This is a genomic window from Mycobacterium simiae, assembly GCF_008370645.1.
GTDB lineage: Bacteria > Actinomycetota > Actinomycetes > Mycobacteriales > Mycobacteriaceae > Mycobacterium > Mycobacterium simiae_A.
The window spans coordinates 1-15360 of sequence record NZ_VTZN01000131.1 but is presented as its reverse complement, the minus strand read 5'-3'; the positions used below and the strand labels follow the sequence as shown (position 1 = coordinate 15360).

Here is a 15360-nt window from a genome sequence, read left to right as displayed (position 1 = left end):
GAGAAGCAGCCGGTCCGATTGGCCGATGAGGTCACGCGCGGACTGCTGCGCAAGTTGAACCGTCTTCCCGCCGGAGGCCGAAGAACAGATCCTCGATCTGTACCGCTACGTCGCCGCAGCCGGGTCGCCAGGAGTCGCGGCGCGATATACCGAAGCGAGCCAGGTGGTAAACGTGCGAATGAAAGCCGTTGCGCCTCAGTGCTTCTTGTTGTGAAGTATTGCCTCGGTGGATGCTGCGCGGCGAGCTGACTTGGCGCGCTTGTCGACGCGTTTCTCCTTCAACGACTTTCCGGATTTTTTGCTCATGGTTTGTCGAGGAGACTTGTCGGACATCTGCTGGCCCCGTCGTCGTGGGGGCCTGGTTGGTCCCGATTTCTCGACCTTACCCCGACTACGGGGAGTTAACCGGATTTTCCCGCGAAGACGTGAGGTTCGTGAGGCCGCTGGCACGCCGACGTCACGAGCCGACTTTGGAGGTGTATCGTCGAATGGGTCGGAAGCCCAGCTAGTCCAAGATGAGTCGGTCGTTTGGCGCTGACCGCACCGAATGACCGCTCACCTCGAACGCGCAGGTGACAACCGCAGTTGGGATCACCGTGAGCGCTTCATGGACTTTTGAACCGTCGACAGTTTCCGTTGTGGGTCAAGGGTTTTCTGGCTCTCCGAGTTTCGGCATTCTCAGCACGTACCCACCGACACTGTGCGGGCTGGCGACTTTCAGTGCTGCGCTGGCCCATGCGTTGACCGCCCACGGCGCCGACGTCCGCGTGGTGCGAGTTTTCGACGACCCGCCGTCCTCGAGCAGCCGTGTGATCGGTGAGCTGATCAACGGCTCGCCGAAATCCGTCGCGGCGTGTGCTGAATTGCTGAATCAGAGCGACATCGCAATTATCCAGCATGACGATGGCATCTACGGAGGTGTCAATGGAGACGAAGTCCTAGACATCATCGACGGGCTGCGGGTCCCGTCTATCGTGATAGCCCACGCGGTTCTTAAAAACCCTTCGTTACAACAGCGTTCGGTCATTGAGGCGATTGCGGCGCGGGCGGATCAGCTGATAGTGATGTCCGATGCGGCCTGCCAGCGGTTATTGTGTGGCTTCGATATCGACCGCCGCAAAGTCGCCACCATCCCGCGCGGGGCGAGAGTCCCAACGGACGCCTGCGTACGGGGCGGCCGACCGACCCTGCTGACTTGGGGCCTGCTCGGCCCGGGCAAGGGCATCGAGCGGGTGATCGACGCAATGCGCTCGCTTAGTGGTTTGCCCGGCCGGCCGCGGTACCTGGTCGCGGGCCCAACGCATCCGAAGGTGCTGCTCGCCGCTGGCGAGGCGTACCGAGATGACCTGATCGAACGGGTGCGGCGTAGCGGGGTCGCGGATTCGGTTTGCCTCGATGCAGGTTACCGCAACGTTCCGATGCTGACCGCTCTCGTCCAGTCCGCGGCCGTCGTCGTCCTGCCCTACGACTCGACCGATCAGGTCACCTCGGGCGCCCTGGTCGACGCTGTCGCGAGCGGCCGGCCGGTTGTGGCCACCGCGTTCCCGCACGCCGTCGAGTTGCTGGCCAGCGGCGCCGGAATCGTTGTTGCGCACGACGATCCGGATGCGCTGGTATCTGTCCTGCGTCATGTGCTGACGGAACCGCGGCTTGCCGGTGCGATGGCGGCCGAGGCCCGCCGATTGGCGCCCGCGATGGCCTGGCAGGTGGTCGCGGGAGCCTACCTGGGGTTGGCCCGTCGGGTCCTCGCGCAGCGACGAGCACGCGTATGACCAGAACGTCGCCAACCACCTGGCCGCTGGGTCGATGAGCCGGCCCTTGAAGACCCCTTGGGGCGGGTGCATCTGGGGTCTCGGGACTGCGGCCGCGTGCAGTAATGTCGCCTGGGCGCGCCGGTCGCCATGATGCTGTTCGAGCGCGCCGCTCAGCAGCGGGTCGGCATCACCGCGGGCGATGGCAGTTCGCGGCCTTGGGCGCTGGTGTCCACACCCGCGGAGTCGGCCTTGGCGGTGATCTCGACGTTGCAGCACGCGCGATGGTTATCGACTGTGTGGTAACGACTCCAGTTGCCAGTCTTTGAGTTTGGAGCGTGGCGCCCCGTCGACCCAAGGCGGCGGCGATAAGCCGTGGGCAGCCCGTCCGCTCCGGAAATAGCAGGCGTGCGCTCGTCAAATCCCTCCAACTAGTGGAAGGTGGAGGAATGATCCTGCCGCCGAGAACGCCGGGCACGTGCACAGCTGCCCGAATCCTGCTCGGCTAGATGTGGCGATCCATGAGCAGCTCCTCACCGCTGTCGACGGCCGGCGCGGGGTAGCGGCCGCTGACCGTATTTGCGAGGCTTGTGTCGTTCTCCTCGATGTCGACGCCGCGGCGATTTCGCTCGTCTTCGACGGCGCCAGCAGCGGAACACTAGGGTGCAGCGGCGAGTCTGCGCGCAGGTACGACGAACTGCAGTTCACCCTGGGCGAGGGACCGTGCCTGGAGGCTGTTGCCCGCCGGATTCCGATCCTGGTCGTCGACCTCGCCGATCCTGACGAGACTCGTTGGCCCGCCTACCGGCCCGCCATACTGGCCCACCAGGTCAGAGGAGTCTATGCGATACCAGTCGTCGTGGCCGGTGAGTTTGTCGGCGCCCTAGACCTCTTCCGCGTCCAGCCGGGCCAGCTGCCGAGTGAGGACTTGGTCGGCGCAATCGCCGCCGCGGAACTCGCAGGCATCCCGCTGCTGGACCTCCTGAACGCTGACCTACAGGCTGCCGTCGCCGACCCCACCAGCAATGCCTGGGCTGAACTGAACGTGCTGAGCCGCACGGAGGTTAGCCAAGCCACCGGCATGCTCGTTGCCCAGTTGGAAGTTGAGCCGGCCGAGGCCCTTGTTCGGCTGCGCGCCCACGCCTACGCCACCGGCCGCAGCGCCACCGACGTCGCTCGCGACATCCTCGACCGCCGGCTGAAGCTCGAGGCCGACTGATGCGCAATCGCCGACCAGGCACCGCCCAGGAAGGAGTTCAACGTGACTGACACCCCTCGCGAAACCCGTGTGCTGGCCGCCGTCGTGTCGCTCGTCGATAGCCTGCTTGACGACTTCGACGTCGTCGATCTGCTGACCGGGCTCACCGAGCGATGTGCTGAGCTGCTCGACATCGACGCGGCCGCATTTCTGCTTGCCGACCCGCTGCACCAGCTCCGCCTGCTGGCTGCCACCTCGGAACAGGCCCGCGAACTCGAACTGTTCCAGCTGCAAGCCGACGAAGGCCCCTGCATGGACTGCTATGCCACCGGCCAACCCGTTTCGGTCTCCGACATTGAACAAGCAGCAGCGCGTTGGCCGCGGTTTGTGCCGGCCGCGGTCGGGGCCGGCTTCGCCTCCGTGCATGCCGTCCCGATGCGCGCGGCCGGCATCGTATTGGGCGCCCTCGGCTTGTTCGGCGCCCGCCCTGGCGAGCTGAGCGAAGCAGATCAGGTGGTGAGTCAGACCCTGTCACACATCGCATGCGTCGCGCTCCTGCAGGAACACCCACCGACACCTTCTACCCTGATGCCGCAACTACGTTCCGCGCTGACCAGCCGCGTGATCATCGAACAGGCCAAGGGCCTGCTGCGCGAGATGCTGGATGTGTCAGTGCAGGAGGCTTTTCAGCTGTTACGCACCTACGCGCGCGGCAATGGCGAACACCTGACCGACGTAGCCCGCAGATTGATGACCGATCGCCAGTCCCGGCCGGCGCTGGTGGCGGAACTGGCCAACCTCCTGGGCGCACCACCGCGATAACGGTTCAGCGGTGCCGTGCGCGGGCGCGCCGCACAGCCTCCTCGACCAGCCGCTCGGCGACGATGTGCAGCTTGATGTTCTCGGTTTGGCTGATGTGAGTGAGCCGTTCGAAGGCCTGCTCAGCGGTGCTGCCTGACCGGCTGCGCAGGATGCCGATCGCCTGATCAATCACTGCCCGGCTGTCCAACGCGTGTTGCAATCGCAGCGTCCGTTCCTGGGCGTTGGCCAACAGCTGCGCGTTGTACACCGCCACTGCGGCGGGCCTGGCGAACTGAGATCCCAACCGTACGGCGTGCTCGGCGAAGGCGTCGCGGCTCTTGGCGTAGGCATTAATTGAGCCGATCACCTGGTCGCCCACGATCAACGGCAGCGCGAGCGCGGAGTGCATGCGCATGCGGGCTACCCGGCCACCGAAGTGTGGCCAACGGCTGTCGCTGCCCATCGATCCGCTCACTGTAGGTCGCCGCGACTGCATGCACGTGATGGATGGCCCCTCGTTCATTTCTTGATACTGAACGGTGTCGATCTCACGGATCAGAAGCTCGGTCGCCGCCCATGTCTGCGCGCTGGGTATGCCGTGTCGCGGGTCGATCAAGGCGACGCCCGCACCTTCGGCGCCGGGGATTGCCTGCGCGGCGAATTCCGCCACGTCCCGCAGCAGGTCGATCACGCCTTGGGCGCCGGCTACGATCCCCGCCACTCGGCTGAGCCCGGCATACAGTTCGGCCTCATCTGCTTCCCGGCGGGTAGGCGAGAGTTCGGGCTGTGGCGGCGCGGTGCGGCCAGGCTGGGCGTCGAAGTCGGTCAACATCCCTCCTCGCGGGCACCCGTAGTGAGCGATGAATGTACTCTTTTCCGCGCCCGCAAGAATCAGTCGATCAGAGCCAGCGTGTGGGCGCGTCGCAGTTTTCCCGACGGTGTTTTGGGGATGGTCCCCGGCTCGAGCACAATCACGTTGCGAGGCCGGACGTCAACCTCGGCCACCACCTCGTGGGCCACTTGATGCTCGATACGGCGCACTTCGACGGGGTCCTGCCAGGTGTTGGACTCTACGGCGACAGCGAACGATTCCCGCCGGTGGCCGGCATCCAGGCGCACCGCCACGGCGCAGCCGGGCCGGACCCCGGATACCCGCGCGGCGGCGCGTTCAATGTCGGTCGGATAGATGTTGCGGCCGGCCATGATGATCACATCCTTGACTCGGCCGCAGACAACCACCCGGCCGGTCTCGGTGAGATAGCCCAGGTCGCCGGTGTCGTACCAACCCTGCTCGTCCTGAGCGCCGACGAAACCGGCCATCGTGGTGTAGCCCGCCGTCACCGGTTCGCCGCGCAGCTGAATGACGCCAACGGCTCGCGCAGGCAAGATGTTGCCATCGTCGTCGACAACGCGGGCTGCGAGCCCCTTCAGCAGACGGCCAAGCGTGGCCAGTCGCCGGGTTTTTCCTCTGGTCGCCGGGACAGCTCGATGTAGTGCGGCGAGCATATCGGCGTCGACCTCATCGACCACCAGGCCGGCGCCGCACTCGGTGAACGATACGGCCACCGTCGCCTCGGCCATGCCGTAAGCCGGCAGGATGGCCTCCGGACGTAACCCGAACGGCCGGCCAGCTTCGCACAGGTCCTCGACGTCGGCGGGTTCGACTTGTTCGGCGCCCGACAGCGCCCATCGCAGGGTGGACAGGTCGAACTGGCCGGGCCGGGCCAGCTTGCGAAGGCGTCGGGCGAACAGCTTGTAGGCGAAGTTTGGCGCCGCGGTCATCGTGCCCCGGTACTTGTCGATGAGCTTGGCCCACAGCAAGGTGTCGCGCAGGAAGTCCATGGGGGTGATTTTGACCAATTCGGTGCCGAAAAACATCGGCACGGTCAAGAAGCCGGTCATGCCCATGTCGTGGAACAGCGGCAACCAGCTCACGATCACGTCGGTATCGATGTCGACTTCGGCACCGATGAACATCGCCTCGGCGTTGGACACGAAGTTGCGGTGTGTGATCTGGACGGCCTTCGGCGACCCGGTGGAGCCGGACGTCAGTTGCAGCAGCGCGATGTCGTCGTCGTCGGTGTCGGCCGGATCGATCGGATCGCTGTCGAGTAGCTGTTCGAGGATCAGCACTCGCATGCCCAGCTGGGACAGCAACGGGGCTGCGGCCATGAACGGGTCGGAGATGACAACTGTATTGGCACCGATCATTTTGATGACGGCGATGGTTTCCTTGGCCCAGCGCGCAAGATCGGTGCGAGCGGTGGGCTGATGCAGCATGGTCAGGCTGGCGCCGCGCATCCAGATGCCCTGCGCTGCCGGCGCAATCTCGGCAGGGGCGCCGGCTAGCACCGGGACCGCGTCACCGCCGCTGACGCCGGCGGTGGCCAACCCGCCCGCGATTCGACGGGCTCGTTCGTGCACCTCCCGCCAGGTATGCCGGACGGGGCAGTCCGGCTCCCCGGTGACCAGACCCTTCGAACTGGATTCCGCTGTGTCATACATAGTTTCGGTGAACTTACTCAAGACCACTCCTTGGGCTTCGGCGATGCGGTTGGTCACTGACTACGGGTGCCGCGTTCAACGGTGGACGGCGCGTGACAGGTGAACTGGTGAATGTCGTGGTATTGGCCCGCGAAGCTCCAACCGAAATTACGGGCGTGCCGGCACCGCTGGTGTTGCTGCGGTAGGACTGCCGCCCGCCCGCGAATGAGGCTCCCGACGGCGCGGCGAGAGGGCCGGCCCCCATCAAGGCACAACCCCAGATGATCCGTCGCTCCGGCGGAAAGCGGGGTATCGAGCATGAACGGTACACATGCACGGGCGATGATGCGTAGGGCGCGCCGATGTCACCGCCAGGTGCGGTGATCACCTCTGAGGCGCCGAGCACGGGACTCCGTCAGCATCAGTCCGATAGCACAAACCCTGTAACTGTCGGCTCAGCAGGGCGATGCAGACTACGTTACGGTGGGGACCTCTTGAAAGATCGCCACCGGACGTTTCCGGGCGGCTGGGTAGTCAACCGGGATAACCATATCCCAGCTTGGGCATTCGGGAAATTGCTAAGCGCCGCGTGAGCCTACGAAGGCATCCGCACGGTCGAAGCCAGGCCTGTCTGACCTACTTCGCGCCAGCTGCGCAATTGACTGCGCGATGGCTAGTCACTGGTTCTTCCCAAATCGCATCGAAATCATCTCGGTGCCAATAGAAGTCAGTCGACCCCTCGGCGATACTGGATTGTGGCCAGCGCCACGCGAGTGGGCGGCCGGTGCATTTCGCATGAGTCAGGTCATCGGGCGGTGTCGCCGCGCAACATGACAGCGTGTTGTGTTGGTCTCATCCGCTCCGCGGAATCGCAGAATACCTGTGATTGGCTTATCGATCATCGCGATGGCACGGCCCGACCGGGTTGATTCGACGATCAGGAAGTCGACGTAGCAGGACAGCGCGCTCATGGCGACCCTCGGATTGCCTTCTCCGAGGGCGGCAGAGCACGGCTTCGTGTGCGCAGGCCGAGCTGACCGTACATATGCGCTCTGGTCAAAATTAGGTCGAAACCGTATCGGCACCAAGGGTTTTCGCGCTGAATTGCTAGACAGCGGTTATCCGCGCCGCCTGCGGATCTGTAGGCCCCTGGCTGGTCCCGAAACCTGGACTCGTTGATTCACCTCTAGGATCTGGGCAGCCATAACCGTCCCCTTGGATCTTAAAATGGTGGGCGACAGGTCTTTTGCGCTGGCGTCAGCGGTGATAAAGCCGAAGCCCCTGCCAGATAACCACACCCGTCGTCAGGTGCCGGTGTCGTAGTCGGAGTAGAACCCGCGGCGGCTCTTGACTCCGAGGTGCCCGCGAGCGAGGTATTCGCGCAGCAGCATGCGCGGTCCTTCGGGTATGCCGTCGCGGACCTGCGCGTAGTGCTCCTCGACGTCGAGCACCACGTCGAGGCCGATCTGATCCATCATGCGGAACGGCCCAGCGGGCGAGCGGAGGACGTCCACAAAGATCCGGTCGACATCCTCGGGGGTCGCCACACCCTCCTGCACAACCATGAGCGCCTCGCGCTTGATGGCGGCCCAGATGCGGTTGAAGATGAGGCCGACGCTCTCCCGTCGCACCTCGAATGGCACCAGCCGGTAGCGGGGCAGAAGTTTTTTCAGCGCGTCGATGATGGCACCTTCGGTCGTGCCGCAGGACATCAATTCGACGCTGTTGGCCAGCGGGGGCATCAGGAAGTGCATGTTCAGCAGCCGCTCGGGATGTTTAACGGCGCTGGCCATCTGGCTGCTCGGATATGACGATGAGTTCGTCGCCACGATCGCGTCCTGGTCGGCGAGCCCGTCGACGGCGGCCAGTAGCGGCCGCTTGATTGCGAGATCTTCTGCCACCGACTCGATGATGAGCCAGGCCCCCGCAACGGCATCCTCGAGCGGTGTGACAACCTCAACGGTTCCCGGTGGGCTGGTAACAGCCAGCATGTCGCGAGCGTGCGGCAACTGGTCGGCCACGAAGCGCTTGGCTGATTCGGCGCGATCCCGGGTGCGGTTGTAGATGCGTACTCGGCTGCCGCCCAGGGCGAACATCAACGCAATACGAGCGCCGAGCGTACCCGCTCCGACGACCAGAACGGGCCGTTGTTCGACGTCGGTGGGAATTGCGTAGGGCATCGATTGTTCAGTCGGCCGCGCGCCGGCCGACGTCAGCGGCGCTGATTGCTTCCAGCGCCAGGCTGTAGCCGACATTCTCGTCGATGATCCTTCTGAGCCGCTGGGTCAGCGCCGTGCGGGTGTATCTGCTAGTCAGCGGAGGCAGCTTGGCGAGGCCGGCGGCGATTTCGCGGGCTCGAGCCAACAGCTGCTCACCGGGCAGGATTTCGTTGATCACGCCCCACTCCTGGGCGGTCTGCGCGTCCAGCACCTGGCGCGTCAGCAGGAAATAACGGCCCCGAATGCTGCCGATCACCTCTGGCCACAACAGGTTTACGCCGTCGCCCGGCACGAATCCGAATTCCAGATGCGGCTTGTCCTGAAATACCGTCTGTGGGGTGGCCAGCACGATGTCACACAGCAAGATGTATTCCGAGTGCAGTAGCACCGGCCCGTTGAGCGCGGCGATCATCGGGGCCTCGATGTCGAGGATGTTCATCAACGTTTTCTTTCCGGCGCGGTAGATCTTGTCGAAGCCTGCCGGTGTGAAGAAGTCGAGGCCCTCGGTGTCCACGGTGTCCATGAACGCGTCGCCGGCCCCGGTCAGAATCACGACCCGGTTGTCCCGGTCCTGCCCGACTAGATGGAACAGGTCGACGAATTGCTCGTCTGTGTAGCCGTTGAACACCAACTTGTCCCCGTTGGTGTGCAATACGATCTCTAACACGCCCGCGTCGTCACGACTTAGCCGAGCGTTGGGGAACGCATTGCGATAGGACTCGAAAGTTGTTGGCATACTGTTACTCCTGTTCTGATGACGAGCCCGAACCTAACATGCGCAAACCGCGAATGCGTGCGACCCGCACGAAGCGCCGGAGATCGTCGACGCGCGACGTTTACCTAGGAGAGCGAGGTCAGCTGTGACGCTGTCAACGAGCGGCACGCCTGGGCAGGCCCACCAGCTGCCGTTGGCTTCTTCCGGCGCACGGTGGCTGATCGCCGCGGCGTTCCTCGGTTCGGGGATGGCCTTTCTGGACAGCACCGTCGTCAACGTCGCGTTACCAACGATCGGGCGCAATCTCGGCGCCGGGCTGACCGACCTGCAATGGGTCCTTAGCGGTTACCTGTTGACGCAGAGCGCGTTGTTGCTCGCCGGGGGCGCTGCGGGAGACCGCTATGGGCGCCGCAGGGTGTTCATCGGTGGGTTGCTTGTCTTCACCGCGGCGTCGCTAGCCTGCGGTCTTGCGCCCACCCCTGGTTGGTTGATCGGCGCCCGGCTAGTGCAGGGTGTCGGGGCGGCCGCGCTGGTTCCCGGCAGCCTTGCCTTGATCGACACCGGCATCATCGGTGCCGACCGGGGCCGCGCAGTGGGCATTTGGGCCGGCATGTCCGGGGTGACGAGCGCGCTGGGCCCGTTCATTGGCGGTTGGCTGGTCGACTCCGCGTCATGGCGCTGGGTGTTCTTCTTGAACGTTCCGGTCGCCGCGGTGGTGGCGTGGATCGCGGTCCGGCACCTTGCCGAATCCCGCAACCCGGCCGCCGGAGGCCACCCCGATTTCCTCGGAACTGCCGCTGTCACAGTAGGTTTGGGCGGCGTGATCTACGCGCTGATCGAGGCGCACGCTCGCGGCTGGACATCGACCACCGTGATCATCGCCAGCATTGGCCTCGCGGCGCTGGTTGCCTTTCCGGCGATCGAGCACCGGGCGCAGTCGCCGCTATTGCCGCTGCAGATCTTTCGTTCCCGGCAGTTCAGCGGTGCCAACCTCACCACCCTGGCCGTCTACACCGCCATCAGCGGCTCGTTGTTTCTGCTGGCCCTTCAGCTCCAGCAAAGCCTGCACTACTCGGCGCTGGCGGCCGGCCTTGCCATGATGCCCATCGAGGTCATCATGCTGATCGGCTCGCCGTGGGCCGGTGCACTTGGGCAACGTCTCGGACCCCGGCTGCCCATGACTGTCGGTCCGCTCATCGCCGCTGCGGGGTTGGCCTTGATGGCGCGCATTGTGCCCGGCACGACATACCTGGGAGCAATTCTGCCCGCCGTCGTCGTGTTCGGTGTCGGACTGGCGATCACGGTAGCGCCGTTGACCGCGGCCGTACTGTCCGCGGTATCGGATAACCATGCCGGCATCGCATCTGGTGTGAACAACGCCGTCGCACGCAGCGCCGGACTACTGGCCATCGCGGTGCTACCGGTCGTGGCCGGCATCCGTGCCGGCCCCGGGCAGCCGCTCGGCGGCGGCTTCACCTTCGCGATGTTCATCACCGCGGCCCTCTGCGTAATCGGGGGAATTATCGCCGCCCTCACCATCCGCACCGGCGTTGATGTCGTACATCAGGTATTGCCCGGAATCAACCATGCCTGCCAAGACCCGTGTACCCGCCGTCCCAGTAGCGCCCGGGAAGCGGCCTAACGCACGTACCGCCAGCGAGCCGAGGGTGCCGGTCAGCTATCGCCCGCCAACCTGGCGATTGCGTCGGAAAGCGCTTCGATACCCAGCGGCTTGCCGGTGATCAGCGTATGCAGCGTGGCGCCGTCGAGGAAGACGGTGACTGCCTCGGCGGCGCGACGGCCGATGCGTGGTTCGAGCAGAGCTACCAAACCCTCCGGCCACAGCTGGGCCAGGGTCTGCAACTCCGGCTGGTGACTTGCCGCGACGTACAACTCGTTGAGCGTTCGATGCCTGTCCAAGTCGGTCAGGTAGTCGGCCGTCAGCCGGGCCAGGGTGGCCGGCAGGTCGGTGGATTCGTCGAGATCATGCTGCCATCGCCGGAGCCAGTCGGCCGCGCTCGTCGCGACGTGCGCGAGCGCTGCTTCCCGCAGCGCCCCCAGGTCGCTGAAGTAGTAGGTGGTCGAACCGACCGGCACATCGGCCTCGGCGGCGACCCGGCGGTGGGTTAGCTCGCCGAGACCATGGCGGGCGATCACGCGCCCGGCCGCTTCGATGATGGACTGCCGCCGACCAGCGGGGTCGCGCGGGCGGCGCCGGGACTCCGTGATCAATGCGCACCCGACAGGTTCAGCGTGGCCACCCCGCCGATGATCAGTCCCACGCCCAAGACCTTCGCCACGGTCACCGGTGAACCTAGGAACAGCACGGCGATCAGCACGATGGCCGCCGTGCCGATCGCCGACCACAGGGCGTAAGCGACGTCGGTCTGCATGCCGCGCGAGATCGAGGCTGCCAGCAGCGCAAAAGCGATAGCGTAGCCGGCCAGGCAGACCACTGTCGGCCACAGCCGGGTGAAGCCTTCAGTGCTTTTCAGCAGGCTGGTTGCCACCACCTCAGCGAAGATGGCGCAGAAAAGGAACAGATAGGTCAAGACTCCTCCTCGTGTACGAAAGTACATGTACAAATGTACACTATGTTTGGGAACCCCGGTGCCGGCTATCGGTCCCGGTCGCGCCGTAGCGTTGTGCCATGGCGCTGAATCGCAAAGACCTCGCCGGTTATTCGCCGGCAGTGCTGGGTCTTTTCCGGTTTGTCTACGGCTTGCTGTTCGCCGGGTACGGATCGATGATTCTCTTCGGTTGGCCCACCCGGACGCCGCAGCCGGTGGATTTCGGATCTTGGCCCGGCTGGTACGCCGGACTAATCGAATTCGTCACTGGGCTGCTGATAGCCGTCGGGTTGTGCACCCGTGCTGCGGCGTTCGTCGCGTCGGGGGAGATGGCGGTCGCATACTTCTGGATGCATCAGCCGCACGCTTTGTGGCCGATCGGTGGCCCGCCGGACGGCAATAGTGGAACGCCGGCGATCTTGTTCTGCTGGGGCTTTTTCCTGCTGGTCTTTTTGGGTGCGGGCAGCTATTCGATCGACACCCAACGCGATAAGCGGTGACGGCGGGGTGTTTGGCGACTCAGCGCACATGACAAGACTGCGTTGGGTCGCCGCGCGAAGACTTTACGAGTCGAGGTCGGTGCCGACGGTCAGCTGCTCCCACGTGGCAACCTCTTTGGCACGCTGCTCGGCGATGTAGCGATAGGCCATCAGCGCGTCGGGCCCAAGGAGTAAAAACGCCGGCGGCTCAGGTGATTCGACGGCCGCGACGATCGCGGCTGCCGCCTTGGCGGGGTCACCCGCCTGGGTGCCATCCATGGTGTCGTTCTCGATGCGCCGTTGCCCTGCGGTGGCGGCGTAATCGTCGATGACCCTGGCCGACTGCGTGAGCGAGCGCCCGGCGAAGTCAGTGCGAAAGGCCCCCGGTTCCACAATCATGACCGAAATGCCAAGGGGCGCAAGCTCACCGCGCAGGGCGCCGCTCATCCCCTCGACGGCGGCTTTGGCTGCGGCGTAGTAGCCCGACGCCACTGGCGTTAGTTGGACGGCGATCGAGGAGATGTTCACGATCGAGCCGGAGCGGCGGGCCCGCATACCTGGTAGCGCTGCCTTGATCATGGCCACGGTGCCGTAGAAGTGGGTCTCGAACAGGGCGCGGATGTCGGCGTCGTCGGCCTCTTCCACCGCGGCGCGATAACCGTAGCCGGCGTTGTTGACCAGGACGTCGATGCCGCCGAATCGCTCGTGGGCTTGTCGCACCGCCGAGGCGACTTGAGCAGCTTTGGTGACATCCAACGTGACGGTGAGCACCCGGTCAGGTGTGGCTTCGGCCAGGGCAGTGACGCTGGTGACGTCGCGTGCGGTAACGACGGCGTTGTGACCCGCGCCGATAACCGCCTCGGCCAGAGCGCGGCCAAGGCCACTGGAACACCCGGTGATCAGCCAGGTCGACATCCCACAGTCTCCTCCCGGGTCGACGCACACCAAAGAGGCGCGCAGCGGCAATACTATGGGGACTCAGCCGATCCGCGAACCTATGGTGACGATTGCGGACGAATACCCGCACAATCCTCTATCGTCCGTCTCAAGCACTCAATTCGGAGCAAGGAAAGGAACATGCGTGAGGACGCTCGAAGGCGTTCTGGCCGGGCATCCGTTTTTCGGCGGGATGGACCCTCGTTATCTGCAGTTGGCGGTCGGGTGTGCGGCAAACGTGCGCTTTGATGCCGGTGAGCTGATCTGCCGTGAAGGTGAGCGGGCCGATCACTTCTATCTCATTCGCGCCGGCAAGATTGCGCTCGAAACCTCCGCTCCCGGTCATGGCAGCCTGATTGTGCAGACACTCGGAGACGGGGAAATTTTCGGGTGGTCCTGGTTGGTGCCGCCGTACAATTGGCGGTTCGATGCCCGCGCGACGGAGATGACGCGGGCGATCGTTTTCGACGGCAAGTGCCTGCGCGAGAAGTGCGAAGCCGATCACGAACTCGGGTACGAGTTGCAAAAGCGTGTCATCGCCATGCTCGGAGAGTATCTGGACGCGACCAGGTTTCGGCTCTTGGACATCTATCGTGATGCCATCGACTGAGGCTGCAGCAACCGCGCTTAGGTCAACCGAAACCACCGGTGCCGTAGGCGCGTTCATCAGCGTGTGATAGCGGGTCGTCGGTGAACTCAGGTGCGGCGAACGTCGTTCGCATCGCCCGATAGCCTCCTTGCGGGCGGCGCATTTCTCCCTGAGCAGGTCGTCGGCTTGCGGCAGCGTGGCTCTGGCCACTACAGCTACCTGCGCGCGAATCCGAGGTAGCGCTGACCGGGCGGTCGCAGCGACCTACGACGTGAGTAGCACAAATGGATCAGCTCGGTGTGTTCGTCGCAGCACCGCAACTGGCTGCCGGATCGGCGCGGGCCACGGCCGGTTGTAGGAGCTGCCATCACCCGTCGAGGCCGTTGGCCCCTTGCGCTCCGGTGGCACCACCAGCGCCGGTGCCGGCGCTGCCCGGCGCGCCGGCACCGCCGGCGCCGCCGGTACCGCCATTACCGCCGCCTCCGCCATCACCGCCGATGCCAGTGACCTGGTTGTTGATGGAGCCGCCGACACCACCAGCCCCACCGGCTCCGCCGCTGCCGCCGGCCCCGCCGGTGCCGCCCATACCGCCGGCGCCATCGATACCGGCCTGGCCGAACAGGCCACCCGCGCCGCCCGCGCCGCCCGCGGCACCATCGCCGCCGGTACCGCCATCGCCGCCGGTACCGCCGGCGCCGCCCGCGCCACCATTGCCGGCCTGGCCGCCGGGAGAGACTCGCCCCCCGACCCCGCCGGGCCCGCCGTCGCCGCCGATGGCACCAACGCCTCCGGTGCCGCCCGCACCCCCGAGACCGCCGGCGCCGCCGTTACCGAACAGCGTTCCGCCGCGACCGCCGGCGCCCCCAACCCCGCCGGCGCCGCCGGGACCGGCATTATTGGCAGCGGCACCGCCGGCGCCACCTACGCCACCGTCCCCGCCGACCCCGGCCACAGTATGGCTGCCGCCCGTTCCGCCCGCCGCGCCGACCGCGCCGGTGCCACCGTCACCGCCGGCTCCGCCGGTGCCACCCCGAGCGCTGATATTGCCACGACCGCCTTCTCCGCCGGGACCCCCGGGGGCGCCGACACCGCCATCGCCTCCGGCACCGCCCGTCCCGGCCGTAACAACATTAGCACTCGACGCAGCGCTGCCGCCAACGCCGCCGGCCCCGCCCGGCGCGCCGGGACCACCGTTGCCGCCGGCCCCGCCGGCAAGGCCCGGTGCATTGAGTCCTGCCGCGCCGGCGCTGCCGCCGTCGCCGCCGGCCTGCCCGATCCGAACGCCGTTCTGGCCATTACCGCCCGCTTTTCCATCGTTAAGGGCATTGTCGATGCCGTTGGCTGCCGGGGTCACCGGGGGCGCGAGACCGGGGTTGGCGCCGGGGACACCGTTGCCGCCGTCGCCGCCGGCTCCACCCGGCCCGCCGCTGCCCCACAGACCCGCGGAGTTGCCGCCATTCCCGCCGGCCCCGCCGCTGCCGGCGCCAGCTATTCCAGCTCCGCCGTTACCGCCGGCGCCGCCGTTGCCGATGAGCGTGCCGCCGGTGGCGCCTACACCGCCGGCCATGCCCGGCCCACCGTGGCCACCGGCCCCGCCATCACCCACAAACCCGGCGTT

At 65.8% G+C, this 15360-nt stretch carries 15 protein-coding genes; 7 read left to right on the top strand and 8 right to left on the bottom strand.

The features are described from left to right. Positions 1-638 precede the first annotated feature (638 nt). From F0Q45_RS18740 to F0Q45_RS18725, 4 genes are all read left to right on the top strand, one after another. Positions 639-1772, top strand: a complete 1134-nt coding sequence (locus F0Q45_RS18740; protein WP_262491058.1) for a glycosyltransferase — start codon at positions 639-641, stop codon at positions 1770-1772. Positions 1773-1904: 132 nt separating this feature from the next. Continuing rightward, positions 1905-2057 carry a hypothetical protein gene (locus F0Q45_RS27855; protein WP_223163922.1) on the top strand — a complete coding sequence of 51 codons (153 nt, stop codon included), beginning with the start codon at positions 1905-1907 and terminating at the stop codon, positions 2055-2057. A gap of 205 nt (positions 2058-2262) precedes the next feature. Continuing rightward, positions 2263-2970 carry a GAF and ANTAR domain-containing protein gene (locus tag F0Q45_RS18730; protein WP_149655364.1) on the top strand — a complete coding sequence of 236 codons (708 nt, stop codon included), beginning with the start codon at positions 2263-2265 and terminating at the stop codon, positions 2968-2970. 42 nt (positions 2971-3012) lie between these two features. Next, entirely contained in the window at positions 3013-3771 is a 759-nt protein-coding gene (locus F0Q45_RS18725; RefSeq protein ID WP_149655363.1) for a GAF and ANTAR domain-containing protein, read from the top strand. A 4-nt stretch (positions 3772-3775) separates the two neighbouring features. Here the strand turns inward: F0Q45_RS18725 and F0Q45_RS18720 are convergent, their stop codons facing one another. The 4 genes from F0Q45_RS18720 to F0Q45_RS18705 all read right to left on the bottom strand — a co-directional run bounded on the left by F0Q45_RS18720 (position 3776) and on the right by F0Q45_RS18705 (position 9189). Continuing rightward, a complete protein-coding gene (locus tag F0Q45_RS18720) occupies positions 3776-4579 on the bottom strand; it encodes a GAF and ANTAR domain-containing protein (RefSeq protein WP_149655362.1) in 804 nt (267 codons plus the stop codon). A 62-nt stretch (positions 4580-4641) separates the two neighbouring features. Further along, entirely contained in the window at positions 4642-6276 is a 1635-nt protein-coding gene (locus tag F0Q45_RS18715) for a fatty acyl-AMP ligase (protein WP_149655361.1), read from the bottom strand. A 1262-nt stretch (positions 6277-7538) separates the two neighbouring features. Beyond that, the gene (locus tag F0Q45_RS18710; protein WP_149655360.1) at positions 7539-8414 is read right to left on the bottom strand and encodes a 3-hydroxyacyl-CoA dehydrogenase family protein; all 876 of its coding nucleotides are present in this window, start codon (positions 8412-8414) and stop codon (positions 7539-7541) included. Between the two features lie 7 nt (positions 8415-8421). Continuing rightward, positions 8422-9189, bottom strand: coding sequence for an enoyl-CoA hydratase/isomerase family protein (locus tag F0Q45_RS18705; protein WP_149655359.1), 768 nt, complete (start codon positions 9187-9189; stop codon positions 8422-8424). 130 nt (positions 9190-9319) lie between these two features. On the opposite strand from F0Q45_RS18705, the gene F0Q45_RS18700 reads away from it, so the two are divergent. Continuing rightward, positions 9320-10810, top strand: a complete 1491-nt coding sequence (locus F0Q45_RS18700) for an MFS transporter (protein WP_262491059.1) — start codon at positions 9320-9322, stop codon at positions 10808-10810. Positions 10811-10842: 32 nt separating this feature from the next. Here the strand turns inward: F0Q45_RS18700 and F0Q45_RS18695 are convergent, their stop codons facing one another. Both F0Q45_RS18695 and F0Q45_RS18690 read right to left on the bottom strand, forming a co-directional pair. Further along, entirely contained in the window at positions 10843-11400 is a 558-nt protein-coding gene (locus F0Q45_RS18695) for a TetR/AcrR family transcriptional regulator (RefSeq protein ID WP_149655357.1), read from the bottom strand. Next, positions 11397-11720 carry a DMT family transporter gene (locus F0Q45_RS18690; RefSeq protein WP_149655356.1) on the bottom strand — a complete coding sequence of 108 codons (324 nt, stop codon included), beginning with the start codon at positions 11718-11720 and terminating at the stop codon, positions 11397-11399. Before F0Q45_RS18690 ends, F0Q45_RS18695 begins: the two co-directional genes overlap by 4 nt. Before the next feature lie 98 nt (positions 11721-11818). Here F0Q45_RS18690 and F0Q45_RS18685 point away from each other — a divergent pair, with 98 nt between their 5' ends. Further along, entirely contained in the window at positions 11819-12238 is a 420-nt protein-coding gene (locus F0Q45_RS18685; protein WP_149655355.1) for a DoxX family protein, read from the top strand. A 63-nt stretch (positions 12239-12301) separates the two neighbouring features. Here F0Q45_RS18685 and F0Q45_RS18680 read toward each other — a convergent pair whose 3' ends face one another. Further along, positions 12302-13132: an oxidoreductase gene (locus F0Q45_RS18680; protein ID WP_149655354.1), complete on the bottom strand. Its 831-nt coding sequence runs from the start codon at positions 13130-13132 to the stop codon at positions 12302-12304. On the opposite strand from F0Q45_RS18680, the gene F0Q45_RS18675 reads away from it, so the two are divergent. Beyond that, the gene (locus F0Q45_RS18675) at positions 13113-13763 is read left to right on the top strand and encodes a cyclic nucleotide-binding domain-containing protein (RefSeq protein WP_223163921.1); all 651 of its coding nucleotides are present in this window, start codon (positions 13113-13115) and stop codon (positions 13761-13763) included. The genes F0Q45_RS18680 and F0Q45_RS18675 overlap by 20 nt on opposite strands. 346 nt (positions 13764-14109) lie before the next feature. Here the strand turns inward: F0Q45_RS18675 and F0Q45_RS27850 are convergent, their stop codons facing one another. Beyond that, the gene (locus F0Q45_RS27850) at positions 14110-15309 is read right to left on the bottom strand and encodes a hypothetical protein (RefSeq protein WP_373425032.1); all 1200 of its coding nucleotides are present in this window, start codon (positions 15307-15309) and stop codon (positions 14110-14112) included. Between the last annotated feature and the right edge of the window lie 51 nt (positions 15310-15360).